Here is a 26,350-nt window from a genome sequence, read left to right as displayed (position 1 = left end):
TCAGAAATGGTACCTTCTCCGCCTGCCCTGTCAAGGCGATAGCGGTAAAAAATTATATTTCTTTAACTAAAGGCCTTCGCTTCTTGCTTTTTTGCAGGTTGACAAGCTGAAAATGGTTGTTTTACTTAAGCTATCTAATTAAAGGGAGGAGTAACATGAAGCGCATCAATGCAATTCTTGCTGCTGTAACTCTGATCGTCTGCTGTGCGTCGGGATCGGCCCGATCCGCCTCGGGTGTATTCGATGTCGACCGGGAGTTCTACCCATACTACCCGTCACTTATAAAGTGGAACAAGTCGAATGCTCCCTTCACTCCACCCGATACGTGTGCCAACTGTCACCCTCTCCAGCATCAGGAGTGGACCGGCTCCGTGCACAGTCTGGCCTTCCATGACCCCATCTACCAGGGGGAACTCAACAAGGCGGTTAAGGCGGTCGGGCATGATATTGCGAGGCAGTGCGAGGGGTGTCATTCTCCTGCCGGGATGGTCACCGGCGAGATCAAAGGGCCGGGACTTGCAGGACTGAGCGATATGGCCAAGGCCGGGGTTTCATGCGACATATGCCATTCCATCAGCGGAACGACACACTGGCAGACCCCTTCCCACGAACCGGAGAACGGTTCGATGATCCTGACTCCGGGGGTTCAGGGAACGAAGGGGACGACCCTGGTGAAGCGTGGACCCTTCAAGCCGAAGGACGGGTGCGGCGGGGGCTTCCATTCATGCGAGGAATCGAGCCTGCACTTGAGGGCCGACCTCTGTGCATCCTGCCACCAGGTCTACCACTATGATGCGCATTTCCCGCTGGAGGCCACTTACCTGGAATGGAAGCACGGTCCCTACGCTCAGAAGGAAATACTCTGCCAGGACTGCCACATGGTGGATGTCGAAACTTTCCTCCGCTCTGCGGATGAGTTCAAGAAGCCGGGGCGCAAAGAGTACCGCCATTACTTCAGCGGAGCCAATTATCTGCTCCAGTATCTGGCGGCGGGTGCAGTGAAGAAAGCGGGCAACCCGGAACTGGCTGCCGATATCATGAAAAAATACGAAATGGCGGTGACGCGGTTGAAGAGCGCGGCCGACCTGGAGGTGTCACCGGTGTACCGGGAGGGGAAGCTGGCAGAAGTCAGGGTGCGGGTGAAGAACATAAGGGCGGGCCACAATCTCCCCACATCTCTTACCAACGTGAGGCAGATGTGGCTGGAGGTGACGGCACGGGACGAGAAGGGGGCAGTGCTGTTCGAAAGCGGCACAGTGGACCCGTCCGGGAAGTTGCCGGAGAACGTCCGCATGTTCAACTCCGACGGTATGGGGAATGACTTCCACTTCGCCGTCGATCCCTGGGTTGTCACCGCATTCTCCCGTCACGACACAATACCCCCCCGCGGGTACAAGGATGTCTTCTATGGCCTCAGCGTTCCTCCGGGGGTGGCCCAGGTGAACCTGGAGGTCAAGCTCCGTTACCGCCAGGCGGACCAGCAGGTCGCCGAGGCATTGCTCGGTGCGGTTCCCAAGGACATCGACCTCAAGGAAATATACGGGCTTGAAAAGGTACCGCCGCTGCCGGTGGTGGATATGGTGGTGAAGAAGGCGGCCGTCTCGTCCTCCATCTGATGCCGCAAAAGGAGTGCCGTGAAGAGCGGAGTGGAAAGGCGTGATGATCGGCAACGGTCACACGCCTTTTTTTCATATCCCCTTCCGTCCTCTGCCGCGTTCCGTACTTCCGGTATAATGGAAAAAAGAGGGATCTAACAGTGCCATCACGCGAAAGCCATTCATATCCGAGAGAGCTGATGAGGTTCGTACTCGCCAAGTGGCCATCCGTGGACGAGGAAACGGGTGAAATCCCGGAAGAGCTTCCGGACCAGCGCACGCTGCAGCGTCTCTTGTCGATCTGCTATCAGGCGAGCCTGCTCCGGGAGGAGGAACGCACGGTTGATTTCCGGCTGATCCTCCGCGAACCTTCCCTTTTCCCCGCCGAAGAGGGGACACCCGACGGGCTGCACCGGCTTATTTTCACGCAGCCGAGGCCCTTCAACGAGTACGAACTTCAGCGTCTTTCCCCGGCCGTGGATTTCTACCGATCCCTCATCGGTGTGAGGTTCGATCCCATCCTGGGGCTGCAGATGTGGGGTATCGTCCACTCCGGTCCCCGATGGATGCAGTCGGTGTTCGGTGGGCGAAGAACTGCGGCTCCACTTCCGCCGGCGCTTGTGGTGTATGTAGCCGGACCCGGCCGCATCGCCGTCTGCCGCGGCTCGGAGATCGTCGCTTCCCTCAACGGCGGCAAGATTACCCGCGCCTCCCGGGATGTTTTCAATGCACCCTGGCTGCGGGCGAGTTTCGACGAGGTCCGCAGCGAGCTGTACGCCCTGCACCAGAAGGCCCGTGCCCAGGCTTCCTCCCCCTGGGCCGTACTGGCTCCCGATTTTGTAAGGAAGCTGGTGCAGCAGGTCGTGAAGCGTATCATCGGCAGTATCCGGAATTCCCATCATGGAGGCACCCTGGTCTACCTTCCCGAGGAGCAGGCCGCAGCACTCTGCTGCGACAACCAGTTCATGTCCATCAAGTACCAGTTCGTCGAGGAAGAGCCGAGGCAACGGCTGAGGACCCTGATCGTTAACATCATGAATGCCTTTGCCGAGGCGGCAGGCAGCGCATCGGAGCCTGACCGGGTGGTGGGGTGGGAGCATTACATCCTTTGCCGGAGCGAAAAGCTGGCACTCCTTGACGAGGCTCTATTCGACGTCGCTCACCTCATTGCCGGTTTCGCTTCAATAGACGGCGCCGTGGTGATATCGAAGCGGCAGGAACTCCTGGGCTTCGGCGCAGTGATCTCGGGGGATATAGACAAGGTGGAGGCGGTGGCGCGTGCGATGGACGTGGAGGGTTCCCACACGATGATGGAGGGGAGCGAGCGGGTCGGTACCCGTCATCGGGCCGCCTACCGGCTGTGCCACGACCTCCATGACGCCATCGTAATAGTCCTTTCCCATGACGGCAGTGCCCGTCTCGTAACCTGGCACCAGGATAAGGTGACATACTGGGACCAGATCACCGCGGGAGTAGCGGGGTTCTGAAGCCTCTCTCGCTCGTCGTTTCTACCTCATGGACGCTCTTCCCCGCACTTGAAGCTGGTACCCGCATCGTGAAGATGGTATTATGGCAATCCTCACACCTCCTGTCTCCAGCATGAACCGATATGGGAACATCACGATCCTGGCAGTTGGCCCCCTTTATCCTGGGCAGAGGAGCACCCATGAAATATGCTGACGCCGCATCGCAGACCAGATTCGCCCCACCCGACCGCACACCTTTACGCCTTGTTCGGGAGGCGCGTGAAAAGGTGCTCCTCTCTCCTGCCTTCGTCGCCACGCTGGAAGCGTTTCCCGATTACGTCCTTGTCCTGAACAAGGAGCGCCAGATCGTTGCAGCCAACAGTCTCGTCCTGCGCGCATTCAATCTTGAAGATATAGAACAGATCATCGGCAAGCGCCCCGGAGAGGCCGCCGGATGCGTTTTCGCCAGCGAAGGACCCGCAGGATGCGGCACCGGCGATCACTGTTCAACCTGCGGAGCCGTAGCGAGCATTCTGGAAAGCCAGAAGAGCTGCAGCAGAACCGCCTTCGAATGTCGCCTGACCCTCAACCGGGAGAGACCCGTCTCTCTCGACCTGAAAGTCATTGCAACCCCGACAGTAGTCGATGGGGTGCCGTTGACGATCTGCGTCCTGAAGGATATAAGCGCCGAGAAGCGCCGCTCCGTGCTGGAGCGCGTCTTTTTTCACGACGTCATAAATACCGCCGGGGGAATCCACGGGATAGCATCAATGCTCGCCGAGCATGCCGAAATGGATGTGGACCGGGAGGCGGAGTACAAGCAGTGGATGATAACTCTAACCGAAACGCTTATCGACGAGATCAACCACCAGCGTAAGCTGCTCGCCGCCGAGCGTGGGGAATTCAAGCCGGTGCTCGGGCTCGTGATTGTTCCCGACCTGCTGCGGGATCTGCATGCGCTCTATGCGCATCATGACATTGCCGAAGGACGCAGCCTCCTTCTCGGGGAGGTGCCGGACTGCAAGATAATCAGCGACTCCGCCATACTGCGCAGGATCCTCGGCAACCTGCTTAAGAACGCCCTGGAGGCAACACCCCGCGGGGGCACAGTGACCATTTCCGGGAAGGACCTGGAGGAGCACGTAGGCTTCACGATCCACAATCCCGGCGAGATGCCGAGGGAGGTGCAGCTGCAGCTTTTTCAGCGCTCCTTCAGCACCAAGGAGCAGACCGGGCGCGGCATCGGCACATACAGCGTGAAACTCTTCGGAGAACGCTACCTTAACGGGAAGATAGAGTTTGAAAGCAACGAGCCTGCCGGTACCACCTTCACCTTTACCCTCCCCAAGATAGCTCTGGCAGCAGCCGACCTATGATGGAGCCTTACAGGGTCGGGATCGACGTCGGCGGGAGCAAGATCGAAGCGGTCCTTCTTGCGCCGGAGGGGGGCGAGATCACGCGCCGCCGCGTTGCTTCCCCCTCACGCAGTGGCTACGGAGCGATGCTCGATTCGATCGTGCACCTTTTTGAAACGGTCCGAGACGGAATTCCCTCCGGAGCTTCCTTCACCATCGGCATCGGCATTCCCGGGTCCATCAACGGCAGGACCGGTCTCGTCCAGAACGCCAACTCGACCTGTCTGATCGGCCAGCCCCTCCAACGGGACATCGAGGCGCGTATCGGCCGTCGTGTAGCCATCGATAACGACGCCAACTGCTTCGTTCTCGCCGAAGCAGTGCTGGGTAGCGGCCGGGGGTACGACCTGGTGTTCGGCGTGATCATGGGGACCGGTTGCGGCGGCGGGCTCTTCATTGAAGGGCAGGTGAGGCCGGGGCCTCACCGGATCGCGGGGGAATGGGGGCATTTCTCGGTGGACCCTGCCGGTGCTTCCTGTTATTGCGGAAATCGTGGGTGCGTGGAAACTAAGATCAGCGGGTCCGGAGTTGAAGCGGCCTTTCGGGCGGCTTATGGCGAGGAGCTCTCGATGGAGTTGATAACCGAGGGGTGGCGTAGCCGCGAGCCGCGTTGCGTCGCCATTTTCGACCGGTTCCTTGACGATTTCGGGCGCTCTCTCGGCGGACTCATCTCAGTGCTCGATCCCGATGCCGTTGTTCTCGGCGGTGGCCTTTCCAATATCGATGAATTATACACCGAGGGAGTGGATCGGGTCCGCAAATATGTATTTCATGGCGATCTCCGCACCCCCATCCTAAAAAACAGTCTCGGCGATTCCGCCGGCGTCCTCGGAGCCGCATGGATCGGAGAATGACGATTAGCAATCAGGTGTACCCGGAATAACGACACAGTTTACTGATATGCAGACAGACGAACGTAAATATTCCGTTTTCCTTGCCCCTGCAGGGGATGACCTGGCCTACACGGAGGCACTGGTACGGGCGTGGTGCGCGCGCTTCGGCATGACTCCCTTCGAGCCCCATGTCACCGTCTACTCGGTCCTACTCACGGACCCAGAGGAGTTGAAGCGGGCGGTGACTGAGGCGGTACGGGGGGTGGACCCGTTTTCGCTGCATTGCCGGCGGGTGGGGGCGATGGAAGAATATTTCAAGACCCTCTTCATCGAGTTAGACGAGAGCGTGACGCTGCGAAAGATTCATGACGGAATCAAATCGCGTATGGGCAACGATTCAGGCTATCGGCTGTTTCCACACCTGAGCCTCCTCTACCGTGATATGCCGCTGGAGGAGAAGCGGGAACTGGCGCGGCAGGTGCGGCTGGACCGGGAAGAACTTCTGTTCGACCGCATAAAGGTGGCGACGCCGGGGAACATCCGGGAAGGTTGGCGCGATACCGGCGACTGGCGAACAATACATGAAGTGGTGCTGGGGAAGGGGGGGGAGCTGTGACGGCCGGTACGGTTATGCGGGCAATGGTTCTTGAACGGGCGGGTGAGCCTCTTCGCCTGATGGAGCTGCCGGTTCCGCAGCCGCGGGAGGGGGAGATCCTCATCCGGGTTCATGCATGCGGTCTGTGCAGGACCGACCTCCATATCGTCGATGGTGAACTCACCGAGCCAAAGCTTCCTCTGGTTCCGGGCCACCAGATCGTGGGACGGATTGCTGCAGTCGGAAGCAATGCGGGAGCATTCGGTCCGGGAATGAGGGTCGGTGTGCCGTGGCTCGGCTCCACTTGCAGTGAATGTTCCTACTGCCGGAGCGGCCGGGAGAACCTCTGCGAGCGGGCCCGCTTCACGGGTTACCAGTTCGACGGCGGCTTCGCCGACTATGCCGTTGCCGACCACCGCTTCTGTTTTCCGATTCCCGAAGGATATCCCGACCTGCAGGCTGCGCCCCTCCTCTGTGCCGGCCTTATCGGCTACCGTTCCCTATGCATGGCTGGAGATGCCGGGGTAATTGGACTCTACGGATTCGGTGCCGCCGCCCACATCGTCGCGCAGGTAGCACGTTTCCAGGGGCGCCGGATATTCGCCTTCTCCCGCCCGGGAGATCTGGAGGCGCGGCGGTTCGCACTGGAGATGGGCGCGGAATGGGCCGGCGACGCCGATGCGCTTCCTCCTGAAATGCTGGACGCGGCCATTATCTTTGCACCGGCCGGGGAATTGGTCCCGGCAGCCCTCCGCGCGGTCGCCCCCGGCGGTACCGTCGTCTGTGGCGGCATCCACATGAGCGACATCCCTTCTTTTCCCTACAGTCTTCTCTGGGGGGAGCGTACGGTCAGGTCCGTTGCGAACCTGACCCGCCGGGACGGGGAAGAGTTCCTGCGGCTCGCACCCCAGGTGCCGGTGAGGACCGAAGTTACCCCCTACCCCCTCGAAGCAGCCAATAACGCCCTCGAAGACCTGCGCAGCGGCCGGCTCTGCGGAGCGGCGGTCATCGTCGTCGCCGAATCCTGAGCCTGCCTTTCGCTTTCTCCCGTCTTGTGATAGTCTCATAAATGTAATTTTTTCTTCGGTGGAGTTGCTGTCGTGCCTACCTTTGCAGTGAGTGAAGAAAAGAACCGTTGGCTGAAGGAAAAGATGGCTGAGCTCGGCCTGCGCGAGGAGGAGATAGAGGAGAGCTTCATCCGTTCTTCCGGCGCCGGCGGCCAGCATGTCAACAAGACCTCTACCTGCGTCCATCTCCGCCACAAACCAACCGGGCTGGAAGTGAAGTGCATGAAGGACCGGAGCCAGTCGGTCAACCGATTCCTGGCGAGACGCGAGCTTCTGGAGCGGCTGGCTGCCCTCGATGGTGGAAAGACCGCCACCGATTTCGAGCAGGAGCGGATCAGGAAGCAGAAGGCGCGGCGAAAGCGGAAGACCGCGCTTAAGTACGGCAAGCAGAGCTGAATCAGAGAAGGGTTTCCTAAGATGATAGACAACGACGCCTTGCGCGCACTTGAATTCAACCGCATCCTCCAGACCATTGCGGCGTTTACCCACAGTGAGCCATCGGCCCGGGTTATCCGTGAGATTGCTCCGCTTCCTGCCAGAGCGCAGATTGAGGAGCGATTCGGGCAGGTGGAGGAGATCCGCAGGCTTCATCAAATCGGCGTTCCGCTCCGGATCGCCGCTTTTGAGGACATCGCTCCCCTTCTGGCCCACGTGAGGCCGGAAGGGGCGGTGCTCGACCCGCGGGACCTGGTGGTATTGATCCCGGTCCTGGAAGTTCTTACCGTGCTGTCGAGGCAGTTCGCCTACAGGACCGACATACCCCTGCTCCAGGAAGTGGGGGGATTCGTCACCGGGTTTCCCGAAATACTGGAAACCCTGTCGCATTCCATCGATCGTGAAGGGCACATTCTCGACACCGCTTCGAAGCTCCTCTTCGAGCTTCGCACCCGGAAACGGAACCTTACCGCGCGTATCAGAAAGAGGCTCGAGGAGATCGTCCGGGAGAAGCAGGTGGCGATATTTCTTCAGGACGACTTCATCACGCAGCGCAACGGCCGGTGGGTCATCCCGGTCCGCATGGACTCCAAGGGGATGGTGCAGGGGGTGGTCCATGACGTTTCCGGCTCCGGCGAAACAGCGTTCATGGAGCCGATAGAGATAATCAGCCTTGCCAACGAGCTGGAAAACCTGATCGCCGAGGTCAAGGTCGAGGAGATCCGCATTGTGCGCGAGATCTCCCGCTGGATCAGGGAAGAGGCCGACGGTATCGAGCGGGAGTTCGAAGCCCTCGTCAAGCTCGACTGCCTGTATGCCATTTCCGTTTTTGCCGAACGGCTCGGCGCCGAAATACCCTCAATCGGAGAAGCAGCCGCAATCCGTCTCGTGCAGGCTCGCCACCCCCTTCTGCTCCTCCTGAGGAAAGAGAAGGGGGAGGAAGTGGTCCCTCTCGATTTGACGCTGGGAACGGAGCGGGATGAGTCGACAACTATGGTGATAACTGGCCCCAATGCCGGCGGCAAGACCATCGCCCTTAAAACAACGGGGCTTCTGCTTCTCATGGCGCTGTCCGGCATTCCGGTGAGTGCCGCTTCCACCTCGACCTTTCCCCTGGTGGACGATCTCCTCGTGGATATTGGCGACGAGCAGTCCATCGACAGCAGCCTTTCCACTTTTTCCGGGCACATTTCCACCATCAGCCGTTTTCTCCGGAGGGCAGGAAGGCGCACTCTCGTGCTCCTGGACGAACTCGGCACCGGCACCGAACCCCTTCAGGGTGCCGCCCTTGCCTGCGCCATTCTCAATGATCTTCGGGATCAGGGGTCTCTCGTGATTGCCACGACGCACCTGACGGAGATTGTCGGCTTCGTTCACAAATCTACGGGTATGGTCAACGCCTCCATGGACTTCGACAGAGAGCGGCTCACCCCTCTCTACCGTCTGCGGACAGGACTCCCCGGTCAATCCCACGCCATAGAAATCGCACGCAGGTATGGTCTCCCCGAACGGATCATCGAATTTGCCACAGGAATGTTGGGACGAATGGATACGGAGTTCCACGAACTGCTGGCTGAGCTGCAGGAGCAACGGCGTCTTCAGCACGAAGCCCTGGAGGATGCCGAGAAGATCAGGCGGCAGCTCGCCGAAGAGGCGCGGCGGGCGGCGGATCGGCGGGCGGCGGCGGAACAGGAACGGCGGAATGCCCTGGAGAAGGCTCTGCAAGAGGCCCGGCAGGTCGTGCAGGATGCACGGCGCGAAGCACGCGGGGTGCTCGACGAGGTAAAACGGGAAAAGCGGCGCGAGGCTTTGAAGGTGCTGGACGAGCGGGAGCGCAGGATTAACGGGCAGCTGCGGGCCATACATCCTGAGGAGGCTCTACCCGCCGGCGAGATCGGAGTAGGTGACACCGTCTTCGTTACGTCCCTCGGGTATGATGCACAGGTGCTGGCGGTAGATCAGCGTCATGAGCGGGTTCGGGTAAAAGCGGGAGCGCTGGAGATCGATGTGCCCATGGCAGGAGTGGCGCCGCGCAGGGGGAAGGCTGCTCGCCCGGCCCCGCGCAGGGGGAAACAACAGGTAGAGGAGCCTGAGGCAGAGTCACGGCTCAACCTCGTCGGTTTGCGGGTGGACGACGCCATATCCCGGATAGAGCCCTTCCTGAACCACGCGTCCCTTGCGGGGATGAGCGAGGTCACTGTCATTCACGGAGTCGGCACAGGAGCTCTGATGAGAGCTGTCAGGGAGTATCTGGACTCTCATCCCCTCGTGCGGGAGCTGCGCTCCGGCGAGCAGGCGGAAGGTGGGAGCGGAGTGACAGTGGTGACGCTGAGATGAGGAGAGTCGCCGCAGTCTCGTCAAGGTTAGGATGCGCCGCATGAATGCTCCTGTCATTTCCATCATTGCCGCAGTATCGGAAAATGGGGTGATCGGGTGCAGGGGAGGGATTCCCTGGCATCTGCCGGCCGATCTGGCTCGATTCAAGTCGCTCACCATGGGGCACCCCCTCATCGTCGGCCGGCGCACATTCGAATCGATAGGCCGTCCCCTGCCGGGGCGTAGGATGATAGTGCTCTCCCGGCAGCAGTCGCGCCGGGTGCAGGGGTGCCTTCTGGCGCACAACGTCGATGAGGCGCTGCAGCTGGCTGGTGATGCGGAAGAGGTGTTCGTCGGAGGAGGAAGGGAAGTGTACGAGGCTTTCCTTGCGGTGGCGGACCGTATCTACCTTACCGTTGTCCACCGGAAGTACGATGGTGATGTGTCCTTTCCAGTGATCCCCTCCGACTTCGTCGAGGCGGAGCGGGTGGAGCACGAGGGGCCGCCGCGTCACTCGTATATCACATACGAACGGAGACAGGCGAGGTGAAGGGCGTTTTGCTCCTGTTTCTGGCGCTGGAGATGGCACTGCTTGTTGCGCCGGTAAGCGGGCGGACGTTTGACTCCGCAGCAAAGGTTATCGGAGACAGCGGCACCTACCTGGTGAAGCCGGGTGATTCGCTGGTGGAGATAGCACGCATCTTCGGACTGGGTTTCAACGAGCTTGCGGACGCGAATCCGGGGATCGATCCCTTCGTTCCGGTCCCAGGCACCATGCTTGTCATTCCCACCTCCTGGGTCGTTCCCGATGCTGAGCCTACGGTGGACCTTCTGATCAACGTTTCGGAACTCAGGCTCTACTATTTCTTCTTCGATTCCGCTGGGAAGCGCCGGGTTGTGACCTTCCCCGTAGGAATCGGCAGCGAGGGGAACGACACGCCTCTAGGTTTTTATCGTGTGAAGGAGAAGAAGGAAGCGCCAAGCTGGCGGGTTCCTCCATCGATACGTGAGGAGCAGCCGGAGTTGCCTGAAGTCGTTCCCCCCGGTCCCGAAAACCCTCTCGGTACTCATGCACTGCGCCTGTCCCGGATGTCGATACTTATTCACGGCACCAACAGACCGTGGGGGGTCGGAAGAAGGGCCAGCCACGGGTGCCTGCGGCTTTACCCTGAGGATATACCCCGTTTGTATGACAAAGTGCGCATCGAGGACGGAGTGATAATCGTCCGCCAGCCGGTGAAAGTGGGGGAGCTGAAGGGCCGGGTCTTCGTGGAGGTTCACGATGACCCGGCAGAGGAAGATTACCTCAATCACCTTGTTCATCTGCTGGCGAAAAAGGAATTGACCGAAAAGGTGAGCCTGGAGAAACTGTTCCGGGCGCTGGCGGAAAAACGGGGTGTTCCCGTGGACGTTACCGAATAACCCCCTCCGGCCCGGCATGAATCAACTGAGGCGAAATCGAAAGTGCTTCGCAACTAACCCTCAGCGACGTCGTCGCTTTATCGGGAGGAAGCTACTTTCGTTGCCCGAGTTCAAATGCTTTCGAGGATTTCTGTGCAGAGCTGTCGGCCCGGGTCGCGGCATTCTCGGCACGGGTAGCAGCCGCTTCCGCTTTGCCTGAAGCCGCTTCGGCCCTTGTGGCTGCCGTTTCTGCACGACTGGCGGCGCTCTGGGCTCCTGACGACTGTTGCAGCTGGTTCCTGATGTCGCCAAGGTCCTTTCTGACTGCCTCCTGCCCCGTCTCGTTCTGCTTCTGGATGTCACCCAGCCTCGTTTCTATTCCGGTAACCCGCGATTCAATCTTCCCAAGCCGTTCCGAGAGCGGATCGACCTGCTCCAGCACGTAACTCTTGGTTGAGCAGCCGGCAGACCACAATCCTACCAGACAAAGAAGACCCACCATGGCTGAACGTCGCATTGACGCCTCCTTCTGTTTTGTTAATTATTTTTTATACATCCAATTTTCCAAAATGCAACATGGGGGTGCACATACTGTGAAGCGCGGCCGTGGTGAGGAGTGCGTATTAGGAAGGTATCGGTTTTGCAGTAGAAGCGGGAGCGGGAGGTTGCGAGCTGCGAGTGCCCCACGGAAGAGGGGCCTGCTTCTAAATCTGAGTTTCCCTAAGTGGAATGGCGGCTGTCTTGGCTATTCCGCGTGCATAGGAACCAACAGTTACTCGCTCCGGAGATTGCTAAAGGTTCTCCGCCCCAAAGGACAGGCACTCATGTCATCGAAAGCGGCAGTGGAATTTTTTAATAAGGGAAGGGATGCACTGTATCACGACCATACCTATCTGGCACGGGTCTGCCTTGAGAATGCAGTGAATGAAGAACGCAAGCCGGCCTATTGCTCCTATCTCGCCGTAGCGCTCGCCAAGTCACGGGGTGATTTCGATGGAGCACTCACGCTGGCGCAGGAGGCACTTCGCGCCGAGCCGGCAAACTCCCTTCACTACCTGAATCTGGGGAGGATTTTCGTTGCTGCCGGGCAAAGGGAGGAGGCTATCGATGCTTTCCGTACTGGAGCTAGGCTGGACAGGAATCCGGAGATACTGCAGGAGCTGGAAATCCTCGGAACGCGCAGGAAGCCTGTGATCCGATGGCTCGCAAGAGAACATCCTGTGAACAAACTCCTGGGCAAACTCCTCGCCTGCCTTGGCTTGAGCCCGAATGCCGGCTCCACCGAGAGCTGAGAAAACTTCCAGAAGATTCTACAAAAAATGCCCGGAAATCCGGGCATTTTTCTTTAATTGGGTTGTAGGTTAAGGCGAATTGCTGTTCTAGCGTCAGAAGACGAACCCGAGAGTTATCTGGAACTTGTCGTTATCGAGGGTTTTCCCATAGGGGCGCCCGTCATCGTACCATTGATAATCTGCTTTTACTGCTACGGTCGGGATCGGCTTGAAGGAGAGGCCCACGGTTGTATACGAGCGGTTGTAGCTCCTGTCGGAAATTCCCTGCTGGGTGTCGATCTCGGAGTATCGGGCAAATGCGATTGCGTCGGCTTCCGCAAGCTTCCCTTTCTTCAGGGCCGAGGGCATGACGTGGTATGCGCCTTCCAACCAATAGCCCGACATGGTGTTGCCGATAGCTCCCTTGGCCGGATCCATCCCGAGTGAACCGGGATCATCCTGATAGACATGAACGTACTCGCCCGCCACTTCAAGATCGCCCATGCGGTATTTGCCGTCGAAAGCTCCTATGGTCGTATAGGCCGTTCCGACTTTGGCGGAGTTGCCGGTATAGAAGGAGAAGTTGGTATAGAGGTTGGTGATGGGGCGGACTTCAAGGCGCCCCGCCACCGCCTTGCCCCTGTTCATGTCGGCGTCCAGGTCCTGCCTTCCGCCGCGGATCCCGCTCTCGGCTGAGAATTTAGAGCCATCCAGCCCGTTGAGAACGTAGAGTTCATAATTCACCCTTTCGCCGAGTGCGCCGTAAATACCGGCCCCCATCTCGCGCCAGGTGCTCGGAATAAGTATCCGGTCCAGGTCCGGCCGCTCGGTCGAGTTGAAGTTATTTGGCTCATGGTAGAGATTTACTGCCCCCAGCGGAGCGAGGAGTACCCCAGCCCTCACATTGAAGGAGGGGTCGAGCTTGAAGTTGAGAAACGCCTGCTCCACGGGGATCTTCCCGTTCTTGCCGTCGCCTCCGTGCTCCCATTCGAGCTCGGTGTAAAAGTTCACCCAGTCTGAGAGGTCGGAATTGACGTAAAGCACTATCCGGTGCGGGTCGAAGACGCTGGCGCCTTTGCCGTTGCCGTTATTGCTTCGTGATATGAAGTCCAGCTCCCCGTATCCTCCGATCGAGGTCCTGTCGAGAATCCTTCTGAAGTTTCCACTGCCGGTCTTTACGGCAGGTGCATCGCCTTCTCCTTTCAGCTGGTCCACTTCCCTGCTAAGGTCGAGCACTTTTCTTTCCAGTTCCTCCACTGTTGCTGCACGGCCTTCGACTGCCGGGATGGACAGCATCGTAGCCATCGCGAACATTGTTGCAACGCGTTTCATCTTTCCCTCCTGTGGTGTTGTTGCGCCTGCACTGGTCAGGCTGAAATGCAATAAATTGGAGATGAATACCATTTTCAGTAAACTCAGATAAAAATGCGGGGGTCAAACAGTGCCCCCGCTGCGATGAATTTAGATTTCAATATCACCGTAGCGTTCTGGAGGTCAACAGGTTTTAAATTATTTTTCTGTCATTTTGTCTGCATTTGACTCGTGAACGCGTGGGTGATAGGGTGAGGGGCATGGAAGTCGTAACCAGCGAAGCCGTTGTCTTGCGCCTCTCCGATTATCGGGAAAGCGATAAGCTCGTCACCCTGTTCTGCCGGGAACATGGAAAAATCCGGGGCATTGCCCGCGGAGCGAAGAGAAGCGCCCGCCGTTTCGGAGGAACTCTGGAGCTCTTTGCCAGGATCAATGTTCAGCTGGTCCTGCGGGAGGGTCTCAGTTCCGTGCGGGAGGCGGATGCGCTGACGGTTTACCCCCAAATCAGGGATGACCTGCCTAAGATCGGCTGTGCCGGTTACGCATGCGAACTGGTCGATGCCCTGTTGCCAGAGGGGCTTCCGAATCCCCGTCTCTACCGTCTGTTGATCGCTTACCTGGAGCGTCTCGAAATAGCAGAGGCTGACGGCACCGACAGGCGCTTCTTCGAGATCAACCTCCTCAACATCCTTGGATACCGGCCGGCACTCGACAACTGCTCCGGATGCGGAACGGATCTGGTGGCTTCCGCTGCCAGGTTGGGGGGGAATGGAGCGATTCTCTGTGGCCGGTGCAGTACCGGCGGAAGACTGCTTTCCTCCGAGACGCTCACCCTCCTTGGCCGAGCATTACGGACAGGCAGATTCGGTGTTGTAGCATTCAGCCCTTCATCCCTCGAAGAAGCAGGCAGGCTTCTGGATGCGGCTATTGCAGCTCATCTCGGCAGGCCACTTCGTTCCCTCGCGTTTCTCCGCGAGTTGGGAGAGTAAACTGTTGACCGCTGCGCACCTCCCGCGTTATAGTACCCTCCCTTCGCCCCTTCAGGCGGTTAAGTGTTTGTAAGTAAAGGTGAATAATGCCCGCAGTAGATATGAGAAAGCTCCCTCCGCAAAGCATCGAAGCCGAGATGTCCATTCTGGGGGGGGTCCTCCTCGATAATGAAGCAATCAACCGCGCCCTGGAAATTATTGTTCCTGACGATATGTACCGGGAGAACCACCGGAAAATCTTCCGCTCCATGATCGAACTCTCGGAGCGGAACGAGCCGTGCGACCTCATCACTCTCAATAACATCCTGAGAAGCAAAGGCGAGCTGGAAGAGGTGGGGGGAGGAGCCTATCTAGTCACTCTCGTTGATTACGTTCCCACTGCCGCCAATATTGCCTACTATTGCCGTATCGTGCGGGAGAAGGCGATAACCCGCAAGCTTATCACCGCCGCGACTGAAATCGTCACCCAGGGCTTCGATGAACAGATAGCGGTCGAGGAACTCCTCGATTCGGCCCAGAAGGTGATCTTCGAGATATCGGAAAACAAGCTGAAACCGGCTTTTTATCCCGTCAGTTCGATTCTGAAAGACACCATCCGCAATATCGAACTCCTCTACGAGAGGAAGGAGCACGTCACCGGAGTGCCTACCGGATTCATCGATCTCGATGAGATGACGGCAGGGTTTCAGCCGGGGGATCTCATCATCATCGCCGGGCGCCCTTCCATGGGAAAGACGGCTTTTGCACTCAACATCGCCCAGCATGCGGCAATACATGCGGAGCCTGCTACGCCGGTGGCTGTATTCTCTCTTGAGATGGGGAAGGAGCAGCTGGTCACGAGGCTTCTTTGCTCAGAAGCCAGGGTGGATGCAGGGCGTCTGCGCACGGGCCATTTTGCGGACGCCGATTGGGGACGGCTTATGAAGGGCGCTGGAAAGCTCCATGAGTCGAAGATATATATCGACGACACCCCTGCGATCACGGTTCTCGAAATGCGCGCCAAATGCCGCAGAATGAAGGCCGAACACGATATCGGAATGATCGTCGTAGACTACCTCCAGTTGATGCGGGGAGGAACCAACCCTGAGTCGCGACAGCAGGAGATATCTGAGATATCCCGGTCGCTCAAGGCGCTGGCCAAGGAGCTCAATGTTCCGGTTGTCGCCCTCTCCCAGCTTAACCGGGGTCTTGAGAGCCGAACCGACAAACGACCGATGATGAGCGACCTCCGTGAATCTGGAGCCATCGAACAGGATGCCGACGTAATCATGTTCGTCTACCGTGGCGAGGTCTATGACAAGGAGAGCGAAGATCTCAAGGGCAAGGCCGAGATCATCATCGGTAAGCAGCGTAACGGTCCCATCGGTAAAGTCGATCTCGTATTCCGCGGGGAATTTACCCGGTTCGAGAACGCGAGCCATCGGGATGCATAACAGATTGCCGAAAGCCAGTCATCTCGCCACTCTCCTCGAAAGACCCGTGTGCGGCGTATCGCTGTTTATGCCCCAGAGGGTACTACGTCTCCGCGGTGCTTTCTGCGGGTGCGACGATCTGACTGCTTTTGAACAATCTGTGATACCGCAGGAGTTTTTGTTCTTCTAATGCCTGTTTAATTGAGCTTGTAAAGGAGATGGATATGACGCCATACAATCCGCTGCGGCAGCTGCCGGAAAGGGCTGGATACGGGAAAGGGGACGTGCTAGTCCTCGTGGGGGAGCTGTTCGGGCGCGGGTATGCCAACGGCATCGTCGAAGAGGCCCGGAACAGGGGGATGACCATCATCGGTTCAAGCGTCGGCCGGCGCGACTCCGACGGCAGTCTGCGACCATTGAACCCGGAAGAACTGGCAGCGGCAGAGTCACTTCTTGGGGCTAAAATCGTGAACGTCGCTCTTGAGGCGGGTTTCGATCTGGAGCAGGCAGCTGACGGCCTTACGCCGGCTGATCGCCTTAAAGGAGTGAAGCCCGACGACTGGGATTCCTTCCGCCTCGATGGAGCGCTTCTAGCGGAATCCCGGCAGAAGGGGGTTGAACGCTTCACAGCCAATATGGGCCGCTTCGCACGCGAGCTCGACGCAATGATTCCGCCAGGGGCAAACGTCCTGTTTGTTCATGCCATGGCGGGAGGCGTTCCGAGGGCACGGGTTTACATGCCGCTCCTGAACCGTGTCTTCAAGGGGCAGGGGGATCGTTTCATCTCCTCCGAAGCATTCTGGCAATCCGACCTGGGCGTGTTATGCCGCGATAACTTTGCCGAGGTAACTGCCGAGACCTTCCGGCATCTCGTTAAGGAGACGGAAGGCGTGCGGCAGCGCGTCTCCGGCGCCGGAGGAAGAGTCGCTTACGCAGCCTACGGCTACCATGGCTGCGAGGTTCTCGTCGACGGCGACTATATATGGCAGTCTTATACACCCTACCTCACCGGCTGGGCGAAGATCCTCCTGGAACAGCATGCCGCGGCTGCGTGCGCAGAGGGTATAACCGCTGCGGTATTCAATTCCCCCGAGATCCAGACGAATTCAAGCGCCCTGTTTCTCGGGGTCGAGCTGTCGCTCTATCCGCTCCTCGCAGCCCTCGACCGGGAGGGTGGAGGTCCTGTGGCGGAATCGATAAAAGAGGAATGTCGACAGCTCCTTCGCGACGATGTTTCGCTGGAGACCCTGCTCGCCGAAGCCAACGCGTACCTCTCTTCGCCCCTTCACGCGCCGTTTCGTGAGTACGCCACCTGGCCGCACCACAATACGCGGGAGCAGATGGAGCTGATGCTCAACAGCTCGGCGCGGCTCATGGAAATGAGCCGGAACCCTAAAGAGATTGTCTGCGCGGCACTGTCGCGGGCGGTTTTCACCGGGGTGGGCTGGCTGATGCTCGACACCATGTGGAGCTCTTCCGAACCTGTCTACTGGGTAAGTCATGATGTCATAGCGAAGCGGCTCTTGACTCGATAGTTCTTTCTTTTTTAGCAGTTACACAAAAAGGGCGCCGTTACGGGCGCCCTTTTTGTGTAACTGCCGTCGAGACCGCTGCAGGATACTATTGCGACAGCGCCGGTCGTGGAGGGTTGGGCTCATATACCGGCGGTGGCGCAGGTGCAGGGACCTCTATGGACGCGTGGCGGGTCATCTCGGAAGCGGCATCCCCTCCGATCCCCAGGGCGCGAACTCTGTAGTAATATGTCTGGTCAGGTTTGATCTTCCTGTCACAGCAACTGACAGCACCCTTGAGTGTGACGCAGACCGGCTGGTACGGGCCGTTTGTGAACACTGATCGGACGACCTCGTAGCCCGAGACGTTGAGGGGATCGTCTGGCGACTTCAGCCAGCTCACGACGACCCCACCATAAAGCTCTCTCACACGGACCTCCCCTGGCGGAGCGGGTGGTGCTGCGATCGCCGGTACACCAGCCAGGGTGGCAGTGATGGTTGCGGCAGCAAGCAATATTTTTGTCTTCATGTGTTCCTCCGACAGTGCTCGAATGCCCACCAATCAATTAACATATTATAATCAGCAATCCCGACTCTGCAACAGCTCGCAAAAACCGTTTTGTATTGACAGTGAAAGCCGCAACGTGCATATCTTTCTTGACTCAGTTCCTGCTCTTTCTAGTGCGGCATCCGGCCGGGGGGGATGATGGAAGCGTTACGAAATCTGATTACGACGAACGAGCAGTGGCTTATGCAGCGTGTGCTGGGGTATGCAAAGCTGCATGGCTATACTGCCTATACGTCCACGCTGGTGGAAGCGTGGCGCGCGTCCATTGCCGGACTTTCGGCTCCCATTATCGAGGCTCTCGAGTCTGAAGAATGTCTCAGGCCCATCACGGCGGATGTCGATTATGTCTCCGATCCCGTGGCGCTGTTCGGAGTGAAGGAAGCGGGAAAGCACCGGAAACGCGGTGTATCCCTTCCCCTGTTCCTCGGTCTAATGAAGCACTACCGCAAGGGGTACATCGATCTTCTCATGAAGGGCGGTTTCTCCCTTGCCGATACGCAGGACTTCCGGGAGCGCCTGGACAACTTCTTCGACCGGATCGAAGTCGGATTTTCTGCGGAATGGATGCGTGTTGATCAGGTCGAGCAGATCCGTGATTTGCAGCAGGCCAACCTGCGCATCACAAACGAAAAGAACAAGTTCCTGACGATTTTCGAGAGTCTTCCAAACCCGGTGCTGTTCGTTGATGGTGAAGGGAAGGTCGTCAACCTGAACCGTGCGGCCGCCCGCCTTTTCTACGGCCAGGACGCTTCGGAGCTACATTACTACGGTGAAGAAGCAAGGCCTTCCCCACCACCTTCGCTGGCGGCGGAAATTGCTGCGTTTGCCGTAGCGGCGGATATTACGACAGGTTTTGAAAAGGAGATAACGGCTGCAGGCAGGAAAGCGCAATGTATCATCCTGATGCAGCGGATGCTTGATGTAAGCGGAAAATACCAGGGGACGGTCGTGATCCTCAACGATGTCTCCCATCTGAAGGAACTCGAGGGGGAGATCGAGGCACTGAACACTCACTTGGCTGACCGTGCTTTTCAGCTTGAGCAGGCGAACCAGGAACTGGAAGCGTTCAACTACACCGTGTCCCACGATCTCCGTTCTCCTCTTACCGGCATAAGCGGCTATTGCCAGTTGCTGCTGGGGCCTTGCTCCAGTCGGATCGACACGGAGTGCAGGGACTACATCGGGGAGATATTCAAGACCTGCACGCGAATGAATCAGTTCATTTCCCAGATGCTGGACTTTTCACGTCTCGGAAAATGCGAACTGAAGCGGGAACTGGCCGACCTCAGCCTCATCGCCCGCAGCATTGCGGGGAGCCTTAGAATGAACGACATGGAGAGAGAGGTGGAGTTCCGCATACAGGAAGACGTCCGGGGGGAAGGTGACCCCGGCCTGCTGCGCGCCGTGCTGGAGAACCTGATGGGGAATGCCTGGAAGTTTACCGCAGGAAAGGACCGTGCGGTCATAGAGTTCGGCGCAGGCGAGGCTGAGGGAAGGCGTTTTTGCTATGTACGGGATAATGGTGCCGGTTTCGAACCGGAAGCCGCCTCCCTTCTATTCGTGCCGTTCCAGCGGCTTCATGGAGCTCATGAGTTCCGCGGCTTCGGCATCGGCCTCGCTTCGGTGGAACGAATCATACAGCGTCATGGTGGGGAAGTCTGGGCCGAGGGCGCTATCGACCAGGGTGCCACCATATTCTTTACTATCCCAAATCTTTCTTTCTCAGAAGGGGGAGCCCCTGCGAGTGATGGTAGAGCTCCTCTGGCTTGAGCCGGATAACCGGTTTAACGGGAAGTCCCGTCCTGGGATCGTGCCCTGCCATTCCTATTGCCATCTGATACGAAGCTGATCTGCCGGGAGCCAGCTGTTTCGGGCCCCACTGAAGGCCTATGAACCGGGTGTTGCTGCTGAGCGGGAGAGGTTCTTTCGCTCCCGAAACCCCGTTGCCGTCGTTGGCGAAGTAGACATCCGGCTTGTCATTCCCCAGCCATTCGATGAAGTTGGCGGCGCCGGTGAAATTGCGTCCTTCTCCGATGGCGCTGTTGCCATAATCAAACATGCCGGCATACGAGTATTTTCTGCTGTCGATATTAGTTTCGTGCTCGACCAGTCGGTCTTCCACCCACCCCACGTTACCTCTTGAAGTCCCGTAGTTGCCGGTCCACGGTTCATCTCCATAGACATAATAGTAGTGCGCGAGGCTTGTGCCGATGTTGGTGACCTTCACGGTGAGGATGAAATACGGGTCGCCTGCATGAAAGTATGCATACCTGTCGACCCGCAGAGGAACACCATCAATCTCCGTGCGATGAGCGCTCGATAGGGCGAGTGTGTGACTGTCGGCATCGATGATCTTGCTTCCGAGGAATTCCCATGAAGAGGGGGTGCTGGTTTTCCTCGTGAAGGGGGAAATGATGCCTTCGTTGACGTTGCACCAGATATGGTACCACCTGGAGCCGTCATTGTAGGCCATGCCGCTTTCATTCATGAAGACGTTGTCGTTGCTGATGACGTTGGCGGGAAGGGTGCCTCCGACGAAGAGGCCATTGACTTCTTTTTTGTCATCATCCTTGTAGCGTGCGAACGAGGTGAAAAGTACTCCTCCGTCAGGAAGAAAATTCCTGATGTATCCTGCCCCCGTTTCCGTATCCCACTCGTAATAGAGGGATGGGCGCTTCGGTTCCCCGTGAAGCATAAGCGAGAGGCGGTATTGGGGATCTTCGAAATCGAAACCGTGGATCAGCCTTTCTCCGTCCCCGGCATACAGATCGTCAGATATTTCGTACAGCCATCCATTCTCTCCTCGAAGAAGAAAAAGGCCGTCAAAGTGTCCCTTCAAATTGATGCGTACGGTGCTTAATAGGAGGACGCTGACCGCGACTGCAATCGCCCCGAAGACAGCAACCTTCTTCCACCGGCGAGGATTGAATGATGGGAAGCAAAGCTTGACCCCCCCCTCTGTTGCTGATGCTACTGGATTCGCGGGGACCGACTGCGTAGTGGTTGAACGGTGCATACGGACCTTCCATTAAAGAAAATCAAGCTGTGCAGTGTAGAATATAATCTCAATTAATCTAGGAAATATCAAGCAGGATTTTGGGAAGAAGACTCGCTTAAAGGTAGTATCGGCAATCGCTGGATTATTTTTAGGGAATCAGTTGACACAGGTAGGAGTTGGGATATAGTGAATAATAATTAAAGGATATTAAGGCTGGTCAGTACTTTTGCGGGTGGACCTCCTTCATCCGTTATTTGGCGCCACGAGATCCGTGGCGCCCTTTTTTGTCATCAGCGTACCAGTTTCGACAGCTTCCTGAATTCCTCTGTTCCCGCGGTTCGAAGCAACTGAAAGAGGGCTGCTTCCGTGGAAGTAACGACCGCTCCTGCTGCAGCGGCGGCATCTATCCCTACCTGCCAGTTATCTTTTTTTCTGCTCATTACTGCATCCTTGACAAGGTGGACGACGTACCCTTTCGCCAGAAGTTCCAGTACGGTCTGAAGAACGCACACGTGGGTTTCCATGCCGGCGATAATGATCTGCGGGCGCTTCAGTTCGTTGAGCCGGTCGAGGAAGAGGCTGTCGCCGCAGCAGCTGAACGTCATCTTCTCCAGTGCGGGAGAGCATAGCTTCTCCCGCAACGGGAGGAGGGTTTCACCCAGTCCCTTTACGTATTGCTCGGTTGCCACAATGGGGATTGCCAGCTCAGTTGCAGCCTCCATCAGTACTGAGACGTTGGCCGTCAGCTTTTCGAGGACTTTCTCGTCCATGGCCCTGCACAGCTTTTCCTGGACATCGATCACCACCAGCACCGCTTTGTCCCGCTCAAGAAAAAACTTGTCCATTACTCCCATACGGAATACCTCCATTAGAATCGGATCGAGGATACACGGGAGGTTGTTCAACCCCATGTCTTGCTGCTCAATCCTTTTTTATCTCGACTCCGAGATCGTTGATCTTTTTGCGGAGAGTGTTGCGGTTGATACCCAGTATGTCCGCGGCGCGCACCTGGTTTCCCCGGGTCTTCTCCAGAACGAACCTGATCAGAGGGCGTTCCACCTGTTCCAGTACCATGGTGTAGACATCTCCACGCTCCATCTTGTCCATGTTGGCGAAGCTGTTACGTAGCTTGATGTCGACTATTCCTTCCAGGGAGAGCTCTTCGCTCAGGTGGCGCTCACTGCCCTTCTGGTTGACCTGCCCAGGGAAGTCGGCGGAGGTGAGTAGCTGGTCGGACGAAAGTATTACTGCGCGTTTCAATGTGTTTTCCAGCTCCCGTACGTTGCCGGGCCAGCTCCAGGCGGAAAGTAGTTTCTGGGCGTCGGCGGAGCACCGGCGAATAGGAACCTCAAGCTCGGAACAGATCTTTTCAAGAAAATAATCAACGAGTAGCGGTATGTCCTCCTTCCGCTCCCGAAGGGGGACAAGCTGGATAGGCACCACATTGAGCCGGTAGAAGAGGTCTTCGCGGAATGCCTTTTGCCGAACCTTATCCTCAAGATCCTGGTTGGTGGCAGCCACAATGCGCACATCGACCGCAATGTTCTGGCTTCCTCCGGTGCGCGTAACCTCTTTTTCCTGAAGCACCCTGAGAATCTTTGCCTGCAGGTCGACAGGCATGTCCCCGATTTCGTCAAGGAATATAGTCCCGCCGTTGGCCTGCTCGAACTTGCCGAGCTTGCGCTCCACAGCCCCGGTAAAAGCCCCCTTTTCGAAACCGAACAGCTCGCTTTCGAGGAGCTCCTTCGGTATTGCTGCGCAGTTCAGGGCGATGAACGGCTTGCCGAGCCGTCTGGAGTTGAAGTGTATGGCCCGTGCGATCAGCTCTTTTCCCGTTCCCGATTCCCCCTGGATGAGAACGGTTACGTCGCTCGGTGCGACCTTGCCGATGGTCTTGTAGACGTCCCTCATGGCATGGGAGTTTCCGATGATCGTTTTTTCAAGCTGGTACCGGTCCTTCAGCTCCTCCTTGAGCAGGCTTACCTGCCGCGTCATCTCCCGCGCGCGGAGAACCTTTTCGATGATGGCATCGATGACGTCAAGGTCGAAGGGCTTTGTCAGATAATCGTAGGCGCCCCGCTTCATTGCCTCGACAGCGTTTTTCATGCTGGCTTCGGCTGTCATGATGACGACCAGCAGGTCCTGCTTCAGCTCCTTGACCCGGTCGAGGAGGTCCAGCCCAGACAGTCCCGGCATTTTTATGTCAAGGATGGCCATATCGTATGGGCCTGCCTGAATGAGGCGCAGCGCCTCATTGCCGTCCCTCGCCAGATCTACGGTGAACCCTTTTTTCCGAAGAGCCTTCGAAAGGACCCAGCGCATGCTTTCTTCGTCATCGGCGACAAGTATTCTGTTCAGTGACATGGGAAACCTCTAGACTCAGGTAGATGTGGAGGTAAAGGTAGAGAGAAGAATCGAAAAGCTTTTTCTTTACCTTTACCTGTACCTTTACCTGTTTTTCATTGCATGAGCGGAAGCATGACCGTGAAGGTGGTCCCGCGTCCAGGTTCGGACTCTGCTTTGATCATGCCCCGATGCTCGGAGACTATCTTGTGGCAGATGGGGAGGCCGAGGCCTGTCCCTTTGGTCTTGGTCGTGAAGAAGGGAGTGAAAAGCTGCTCCATCTGTTCCTTCTGAATGCCTGGTCCGTCGTCATGGATTTCCACGGCCAGCATGCGCGAGCGCCCCTCTCCCTTATGCGTCATGCTGTAGTCGGACCAGACGCGGGTCGTAACCCTGATCAGCCCACTATCTCCGACTGCTTCCACCGCATTTTTAATGAGGTTGAGGAAGAGCTGGATAAGGAGCGGCTCGTCTGCGAGTATCGCAGGAATGCTGGGATCGAACTGCTGCTGGAAACGCACGTTCCGGTCTGCAGCGGACCGCTTCTGGAGGATGATTATGTCGCCTATGATCCGGTGCAGGTTGACCGGAGAAAACTGCAGCTTCCGCGGCGCGGCCAGCTCGAGGAGCTCCTCGACGATCCGGTTCACCCGCTGCACTTCCCGAATGACGACGTCAGTGTATTCCCGCAGCTCGCTTCCTTCTGGAAGCTCCTGTTCGAGAAGCTGGGCGGCGCCCTTTATCCCCCCGAGGGGATTCTTGATCTCGTGCGCAAGGCCCGCTGCCAGGGTCCCTATGGTGGAGAGCCTGTCTGCCTGCCTTACCGCTTCCTCCAGCTCACGCACGTTAGTCAGGTCGCGCAGCACGACGATGGTCCCGATGGTTTCGCCGCTGGCGAGCAGGAGCGGTGATGTGGTTGCGCTCACAGGCTTGGGTTGGGAGCCGCGCTTTAGGATGATGTTCTCGTGGTCGGAGATGATCATCCTCGTAGCGGCGGTTTTGGCCACCATTTCCAGCAGCAGTTCCTCTCCTCGAAAAAGAAGCGAGAAGTGGACACCACGTCCCTGCCGTCCGGAGACACCGAGAAGTTCCTCTGCTGCAGGATTGATGAGCGTCACCAGTCCGTCCCGATCAAGGACTACGACCCCGTCGCCTACGCTGTCGATGACGTTCGCATAATAATCCTGCAGCAGTGTACCTGTTTTCTCTGTCACGAGGCGCGACCGAAGAAGCTGTTCATTGCAGCCAGCATTTCATCCTTCGTCTGGATAGTATTCGCCGCTGCCCGGAAGGGGGCAGCCCCGGGCAGACCTTTCACGTACCATGCCAGGTGTTTTCGCATTTCCCGTACCGCCACCGGCTCTCCAGCCAGCTCCGTGAAGAGGTCGAGGTGGAGCTGCGCCACCGCAAGCCGTTCACGAGCGTCGGGCGGATGTGCCTCCCTGCCCTCAAGCAGTGCCTGGGCCTGTTTGAAAATCCAAGGATTGCCGAGCCCCCCGCGGGCGATCATGACGCCGTCGCAACCGGTACGCTCAAGCATCGCAACTACATCGTGAGGCGAAAAGATGTCACCGCTGCCGATGATCGGAATGGAAATGGCGTCCTTGAGTTCCCGTATCAGCTCCCAATCCGCGTGGCCTTCGAACATCTGCGCCCTCGTCCGGGGGTGGAGGGTAAGCGCGTCGCACCCCTCTTCGGCAGCGATCCGCCCGATCTCGTGGAAGGTATGCTGGCCAGCCTGCCACCCGGTGCGGATCTTGATGGTCAGTGGGAGCTTAGTAGCTCTGCGGACAGCCCTGAGAATGTCTGCAACCTTTTTGGGCTCGCGCAGCAGTGCGCTACCGGCTCCGGTGCCGACAACCTTTTTCACGGGGCATCCCATATTGATGTCGACAAGGTCGGCGTACCCCTCTACCAGGCGGGCTGCTTCGGCAAGAATGCCGGGCTCGTCGCCGAAGAGTTGAACACCGAGGGGGCGATCGTCGGGGGAACTGCGCAAAAGGTCGAAGGTTTTTCGTCCTTCCCGCACCAGGCCGTTCACACTGACCATTTCGGTGAAGCAGAGGGAAGCCCCGTACCGGCGGGCCAGGAGGCGCGCCGGCAGATTGGTTATTCCTGCCATCGGCGCGAGTATCAGATTGTTGGCGAGCGTAAGCGCGCCTATACGAAGTTTTGATGTCATGGTAAGTCGGGTCTGCCTATTTTTTAGGCATACTAGCACACCCTTCCCTAAAAGCGAAAGCCTATTTTGCCCGGAATTGCGGTAAAGATGACGTTGACTTTTCCTGCACGGGGATATACACCGGAAGTTCTGGGGGGAGAAAAAATGCGAATCAGCTACGTTACGGAAGGGTCGTGCGCCCGGCGCATTGAAATAGAGATCATCGACGGTGTAATCCTCAGCACGGAATTCGTTGACGGCTGCCCGGGCAATACAAGGGCAGTGGCCGCGCTGGTGCAGGGTATGCAGGTGTCGGAGGCGGTGCGGCGGCTGAAGGGCATCGCGTGCCAGGGGGATACCTCATGCCCGGATCAGCTGGCGAGGGCGCTGCAGGCAGCGGAGTAGGGGAGCGTTCATGGAACTTTTCAGCGGTTTGATGGTTATGATGGGCATCCTCGGGTTTCTGCTGGCCATGGTTTGGCTGGTTCTGCCGTTCGTGATCATCGGGATGAAGATAAAGCTCGACAGGACCCATCTCATCGTCGAGGAGATCGACCGCCGCCTGGCCCTCCTGGAGCGGAACAACGATAGACTTCCGCCTTCGGGTTCGGTGGTGGATTCCTCTGATCACGACACTTTACACTGATCATCTTCATTCACCGG

The 26,350-nt window shown here is 57.9% G+C and carries 25 protein-coding genes; 17 read left to right on the top strand and 8 right to left on the bottom strand.

Annotated features, from left to right (window positions below; genetic code table 11):
- Positions 1-155: 155 nt before the first annotated feature.
- The 10 genes from CFB04_RS10695 (at position 156) to CFB04_RS10650 (ending at position 11,144) form a co-directional block, all read left to right on the top strand.
- A complete protein-coding gene (locus CFB04_RS10695) occupies positions 156-1,616 on the top strand; it encodes a multiheme c-type cytochrome (RefSeq protein ID WP_088535259.1) in 1,461 nt (486 codons plus the stop codon).
- Positions 1,617-1,795: 179 nt separating this feature from the next.
- Positions 1,796-3,082: a putative sensor domain DACNV-containing protein gene (locus CFB04_RS10690; RefSeq protein ID WP_088535258.1), complete on the top strand. Its 1,287-nt coding sequence runs from the start codon at positions 1,796-1,798 to the stop codon at positions 3,080-3,082.
- Positions 3,083-3,261: 179 nt separating this feature from the next.
- Entirely contained in the window at positions 3,262-4,437 is a 1,176-nt protein-coding gene (locus CFB04_RS10685) for a sensor histidine kinase KdpD (RefSeq protein ID WP_088535257.1), read from the top strand.
- Positions 4,434-5,330 (top strand): ROK family protein, encoded by an 897-nt coding sequence (locus tag CFB04_RS10680; protein WP_231934157.1) that lies wholly within the window; start codon positions 4,434-4,436, stop codon positions 5,328-5,330. The genes CFB04_RS10685 and CFB04_RS10680 overlap by 4 nt, the downstream gene beginning before the upstream one ends.
- Positions 5,331-5,376: 46 nt before the next feature.
- Complete coding sequence (locus CFB04_RS10675; protein WP_088535256.1) at positions 5,377-5,925, top strand: 2'-5' RNA ligase family protein; 549 nt, start codon at positions 5,377-5,379, stop codon at positions 5,923-5,925.
- Between the two features lie 14 nt (positions 5,926-5,939).
- On the top strand, positions 5,940-6,932 hold the full coding sequence (locus tag CFB04_RS10670) for a zinc-dependent alcohol dehydrogenase family protein (RefSeq protein ID WP_088536785.1): 993 nt from the start codon (positions 5,940-5,942) through the stop codon (positions 6,930-6,932).
- A 72-nt stretch (positions 6,933-7,004) separates the two neighbouring features.
- Entirely contained in the window at positions 7,005-7,367 is a 363-nt protein-coding gene (locus CFB04_RS10665; RefSeq protein ID WP_172825478.1) for a peptide chain release factor-like protein, read from the top strand.
- 21 nt (positions 7,368-7,388) lie between these two features.
- A complete protein-coding gene (locus tag CFB04_RS10660; RefSeq protein WP_088535255.1) occupies positions 7,389-9,743 on the top strand; it encodes an endonuclease MutS2 in 2,355 nt (784 codons plus the stop codon).
- A 40-nt stretch (positions 9,744-9,783) separates the two neighbouring features.
- Positions 9,784-10,272: a dihydrofolate reductase gene (locus CFB04_RS10655; protein ID WP_088536783.1), complete on the top strand. Its 489-nt coding sequence runs from the start codon at positions 9,784-9,786 to the stop codon at positions 10,270-10,272.
- A complete protein-coding gene (locus tag CFB04_RS10650) occupies positions 10,269-11,144 on the top strand; it encodes a L,D-transpeptidase family protein (RefSeq protein WP_088535254.1) in 876 nt (291 codons plus the stop codon). The genes CFB04_RS10655 and CFB04_RS10650 overlap by 4 nt, the downstream gene beginning before the upstream one ends.
- A gap of 91 nt (positions 11,145-11,235) precedes the next feature.
- Here the strand turns inward: CFB04_RS10650 and CFB04_RS10645 are convergent, their stop codons facing one another.
- Positions 11,236-11,640, bottom strand: coding sequence for an alanine-zipper protein (locus tag CFB04_RS10645; RefSeq protein ID WP_088535253.1), 405 nt, complete (start codon positions 11,638-11,640; stop codon positions 11,236-11,238).
- 307 nt (positions 11,641-11,947) lie between these two features.
- On the opposite strand from CFB04_RS10645, the gene CFB04_RS10640 reads away from it, so the two are divergent.
- Positions 11,948-12,415 carry a tetratricopeptide repeat protein gene (locus tag CFB04_RS10640; protein WP_088535252.1) on the top strand — a complete coding sequence of 156 codons (468 nt, stop codon included), beginning with the start codon at positions 11,948-11,950 and terminating at the stop codon, positions 12,413-12,415.
- 93 nt (positions 12,416-12,508) lie between these two features.
- Here the strand turns inward: CFB04_RS10640 and CFB04_RS10635 are convergent, their stop codons facing one another.
- Complete coding sequence (locus CFB04_RS10635; protein WP_088535251.1) at positions 12,509-13,726, bottom strand: porin; 1,218 nt, start codon at positions 13,724-13,726, stop codon at positions 12,509-12,511.
- Between the two features lie 239 nt (positions 13,727-13,965).
- Between CFB04_RS10635 and recO the strand changes: the two genes are divergently transcribed.
- From recO to CFB04_RS10620, 3 genes are all read left to right on the top strand, one after another.
- Positions 13,966-14,694: a DNA repair protein RecO gene (gene recO, locus CFB04_RS10630; RefSeq protein ID WP_088535250.1), complete on the top strand. Its 729-nt coding sequence runs from the start codon at positions 13,966-13,968 to the stop codon at positions 14,692-14,694.
- A gap of 86 nt (positions 14,695-14,780) precedes the next feature.
- Positions 14,781-16,127 carry a replicative DNA helicase gene (dnaB, locus tag CFB04_RS10625; RefSeq protein WP_088535249.1) on the top strand — a complete coding sequence of 449 codons (1,347 nt, stop codon included), beginning with the start codon at positions 14,781-14,783 and terminating at the stop codon, positions 16,125-16,127.
- 203 nt (positions 16,128-16,330) lie between these two features.
- Entirely contained in the window at positions 16,331-17,641 is a 1,311-nt protein-coding gene (locus CFB04_RS10620; RefSeq protein ID WP_088535248.1) for a hypothetical protein, read from the top strand.
- An 85-nt stretch (positions 17,642-17,726) separates the two neighbouring features.
- On the opposite strand, the gene CFB04_RS10615 is transcribed toward CFB04_RS10620, so the two are convergent.
- On the bottom strand, positions 17,727-18,146 hold the full coding sequence (locus CFB04_RS10615) for a fibronectin type III domain-containing protein (RefSeq protein WP_088535247.1): 420 nt from the start codon (positions 18,144-18,146) through the stop codon (positions 17,727-17,729).
- A 174-nt stretch (positions 18,147-18,320) separates the two neighbouring features.
- Between CFB04_RS10615 and CFB04_RS10610 the strand changes: the two genes are divergently transcribed.
- Positions 18,321-19,955 carry an ATP-binding protein gene (locus tag CFB04_RS10610; protein WP_088535246.1) on the top strand — a complete coding sequence of 545 codons (1,635 nt, stop codon included), beginning with the start codon at positions 18,321-18,323 and terminating at the stop codon, positions 19,953-19,955.
- Here the strand turns inward: CFB04_RS10610 and CFB04_RS10605 are convergent.
- From CFB04_RS10605 to dusB, 5 genes are all read right to left on the bottom strand, one after another.
- Entirely contained in the window at positions 19,888-21,201 is a 1,314-nt protein-coding gene (locus CFB04_RS10605; RefSeq protein WP_088535245.1) for a hypothetical protein, read from the bottom strand. The genes CFB04_RS10610 and CFB04_RS10605 overlap by 68 nt on opposite strands.
- Before the next feature lie 272 nt (positions 21,202-21,473).
- Entirely contained in the window at positions 21,474-22,037 is a 564-nt protein-coding gene (locus CFB04_RS10600) for an isochorismatase family protein (protein WP_088536782.1), read from the bottom strand.
- Between the two features lie 67 nt (positions 22,038-22,104).
- Positions 22,105-23,547 (bottom strand): sigma-54 dependent transcriptional regulator, encoded by a 1,443-nt coding sequence (locus CFB04_RS10595; RefSeq protein WP_088535244.1) that lies wholly within the window; start codon positions 23,545-23,547, stop codon positions 22,105-22,107.
- A 95-nt stretch (positions 23,548-23,642) separates the two neighbouring features.
- Entirely contained in the window at positions 23,643-24,740 is a 1,098-nt protein-coding gene (locus CFB04_RS10590; protein WP_088535243.1) for a nitrogen regulation protein NR(II), read from the bottom strand.
- Entirely contained in the window at positions 24,737-25,708 is a 972-nt protein-coding gene (dusB, locus tag CFB04_RS10585) for a tRNA dihydrouridine synthase DusB (protein ID WP_088535242.1), read from the bottom strand. The genes CFB04_RS10590 and dusB overlap by 4 nt, the downstream gene beginning before the upstream one ends.
- A gap of 144 nt (positions 25,709-25,852) precedes the next feature.
- Between dusB and CFB04_RS10580 the strand changes: the two genes are divergently transcribed.
- Together CFB04_RS10580 and CFB04_RS10575 are read left to right on the top strand one after the other, a co-directional pair.
- Complete coding sequence (locus CFB04_RS10580) at positions 25,853-26,092, top strand: TIGR03905 family TSCPD domain-containing protein (RefSeq protein WP_088536781.1); 240 nt, start codon at positions 25,853-25,855, stop codon at positions 26,090-26,092.
- Positions 26,093-26,102: 10 nt separating this feature from the next.
- A complete protein-coding gene (locus CFB04_RS10575; RefSeq protein WP_088535241.1) occupies positions 26,103-26,333 on the top strand; it encodes a hypothetical protein in 231 nt (76 codons plus the stop codon).
- The last annotated feature ends 17 nt before the right edge of the window (positions 26,334-26,350 follow it).

It is taken from the genome of Geobacter sp. DSM 9736, from assembly GCF_900187405.1.
GTDB lineage: Bacteria > Desulfobacterota > Desulfuromonadia > Geobacterales > Geobacteraceae > DSM-9736.
This window is presented reverse-complemented; position numbering and strand designations above follow the sequence as displayed.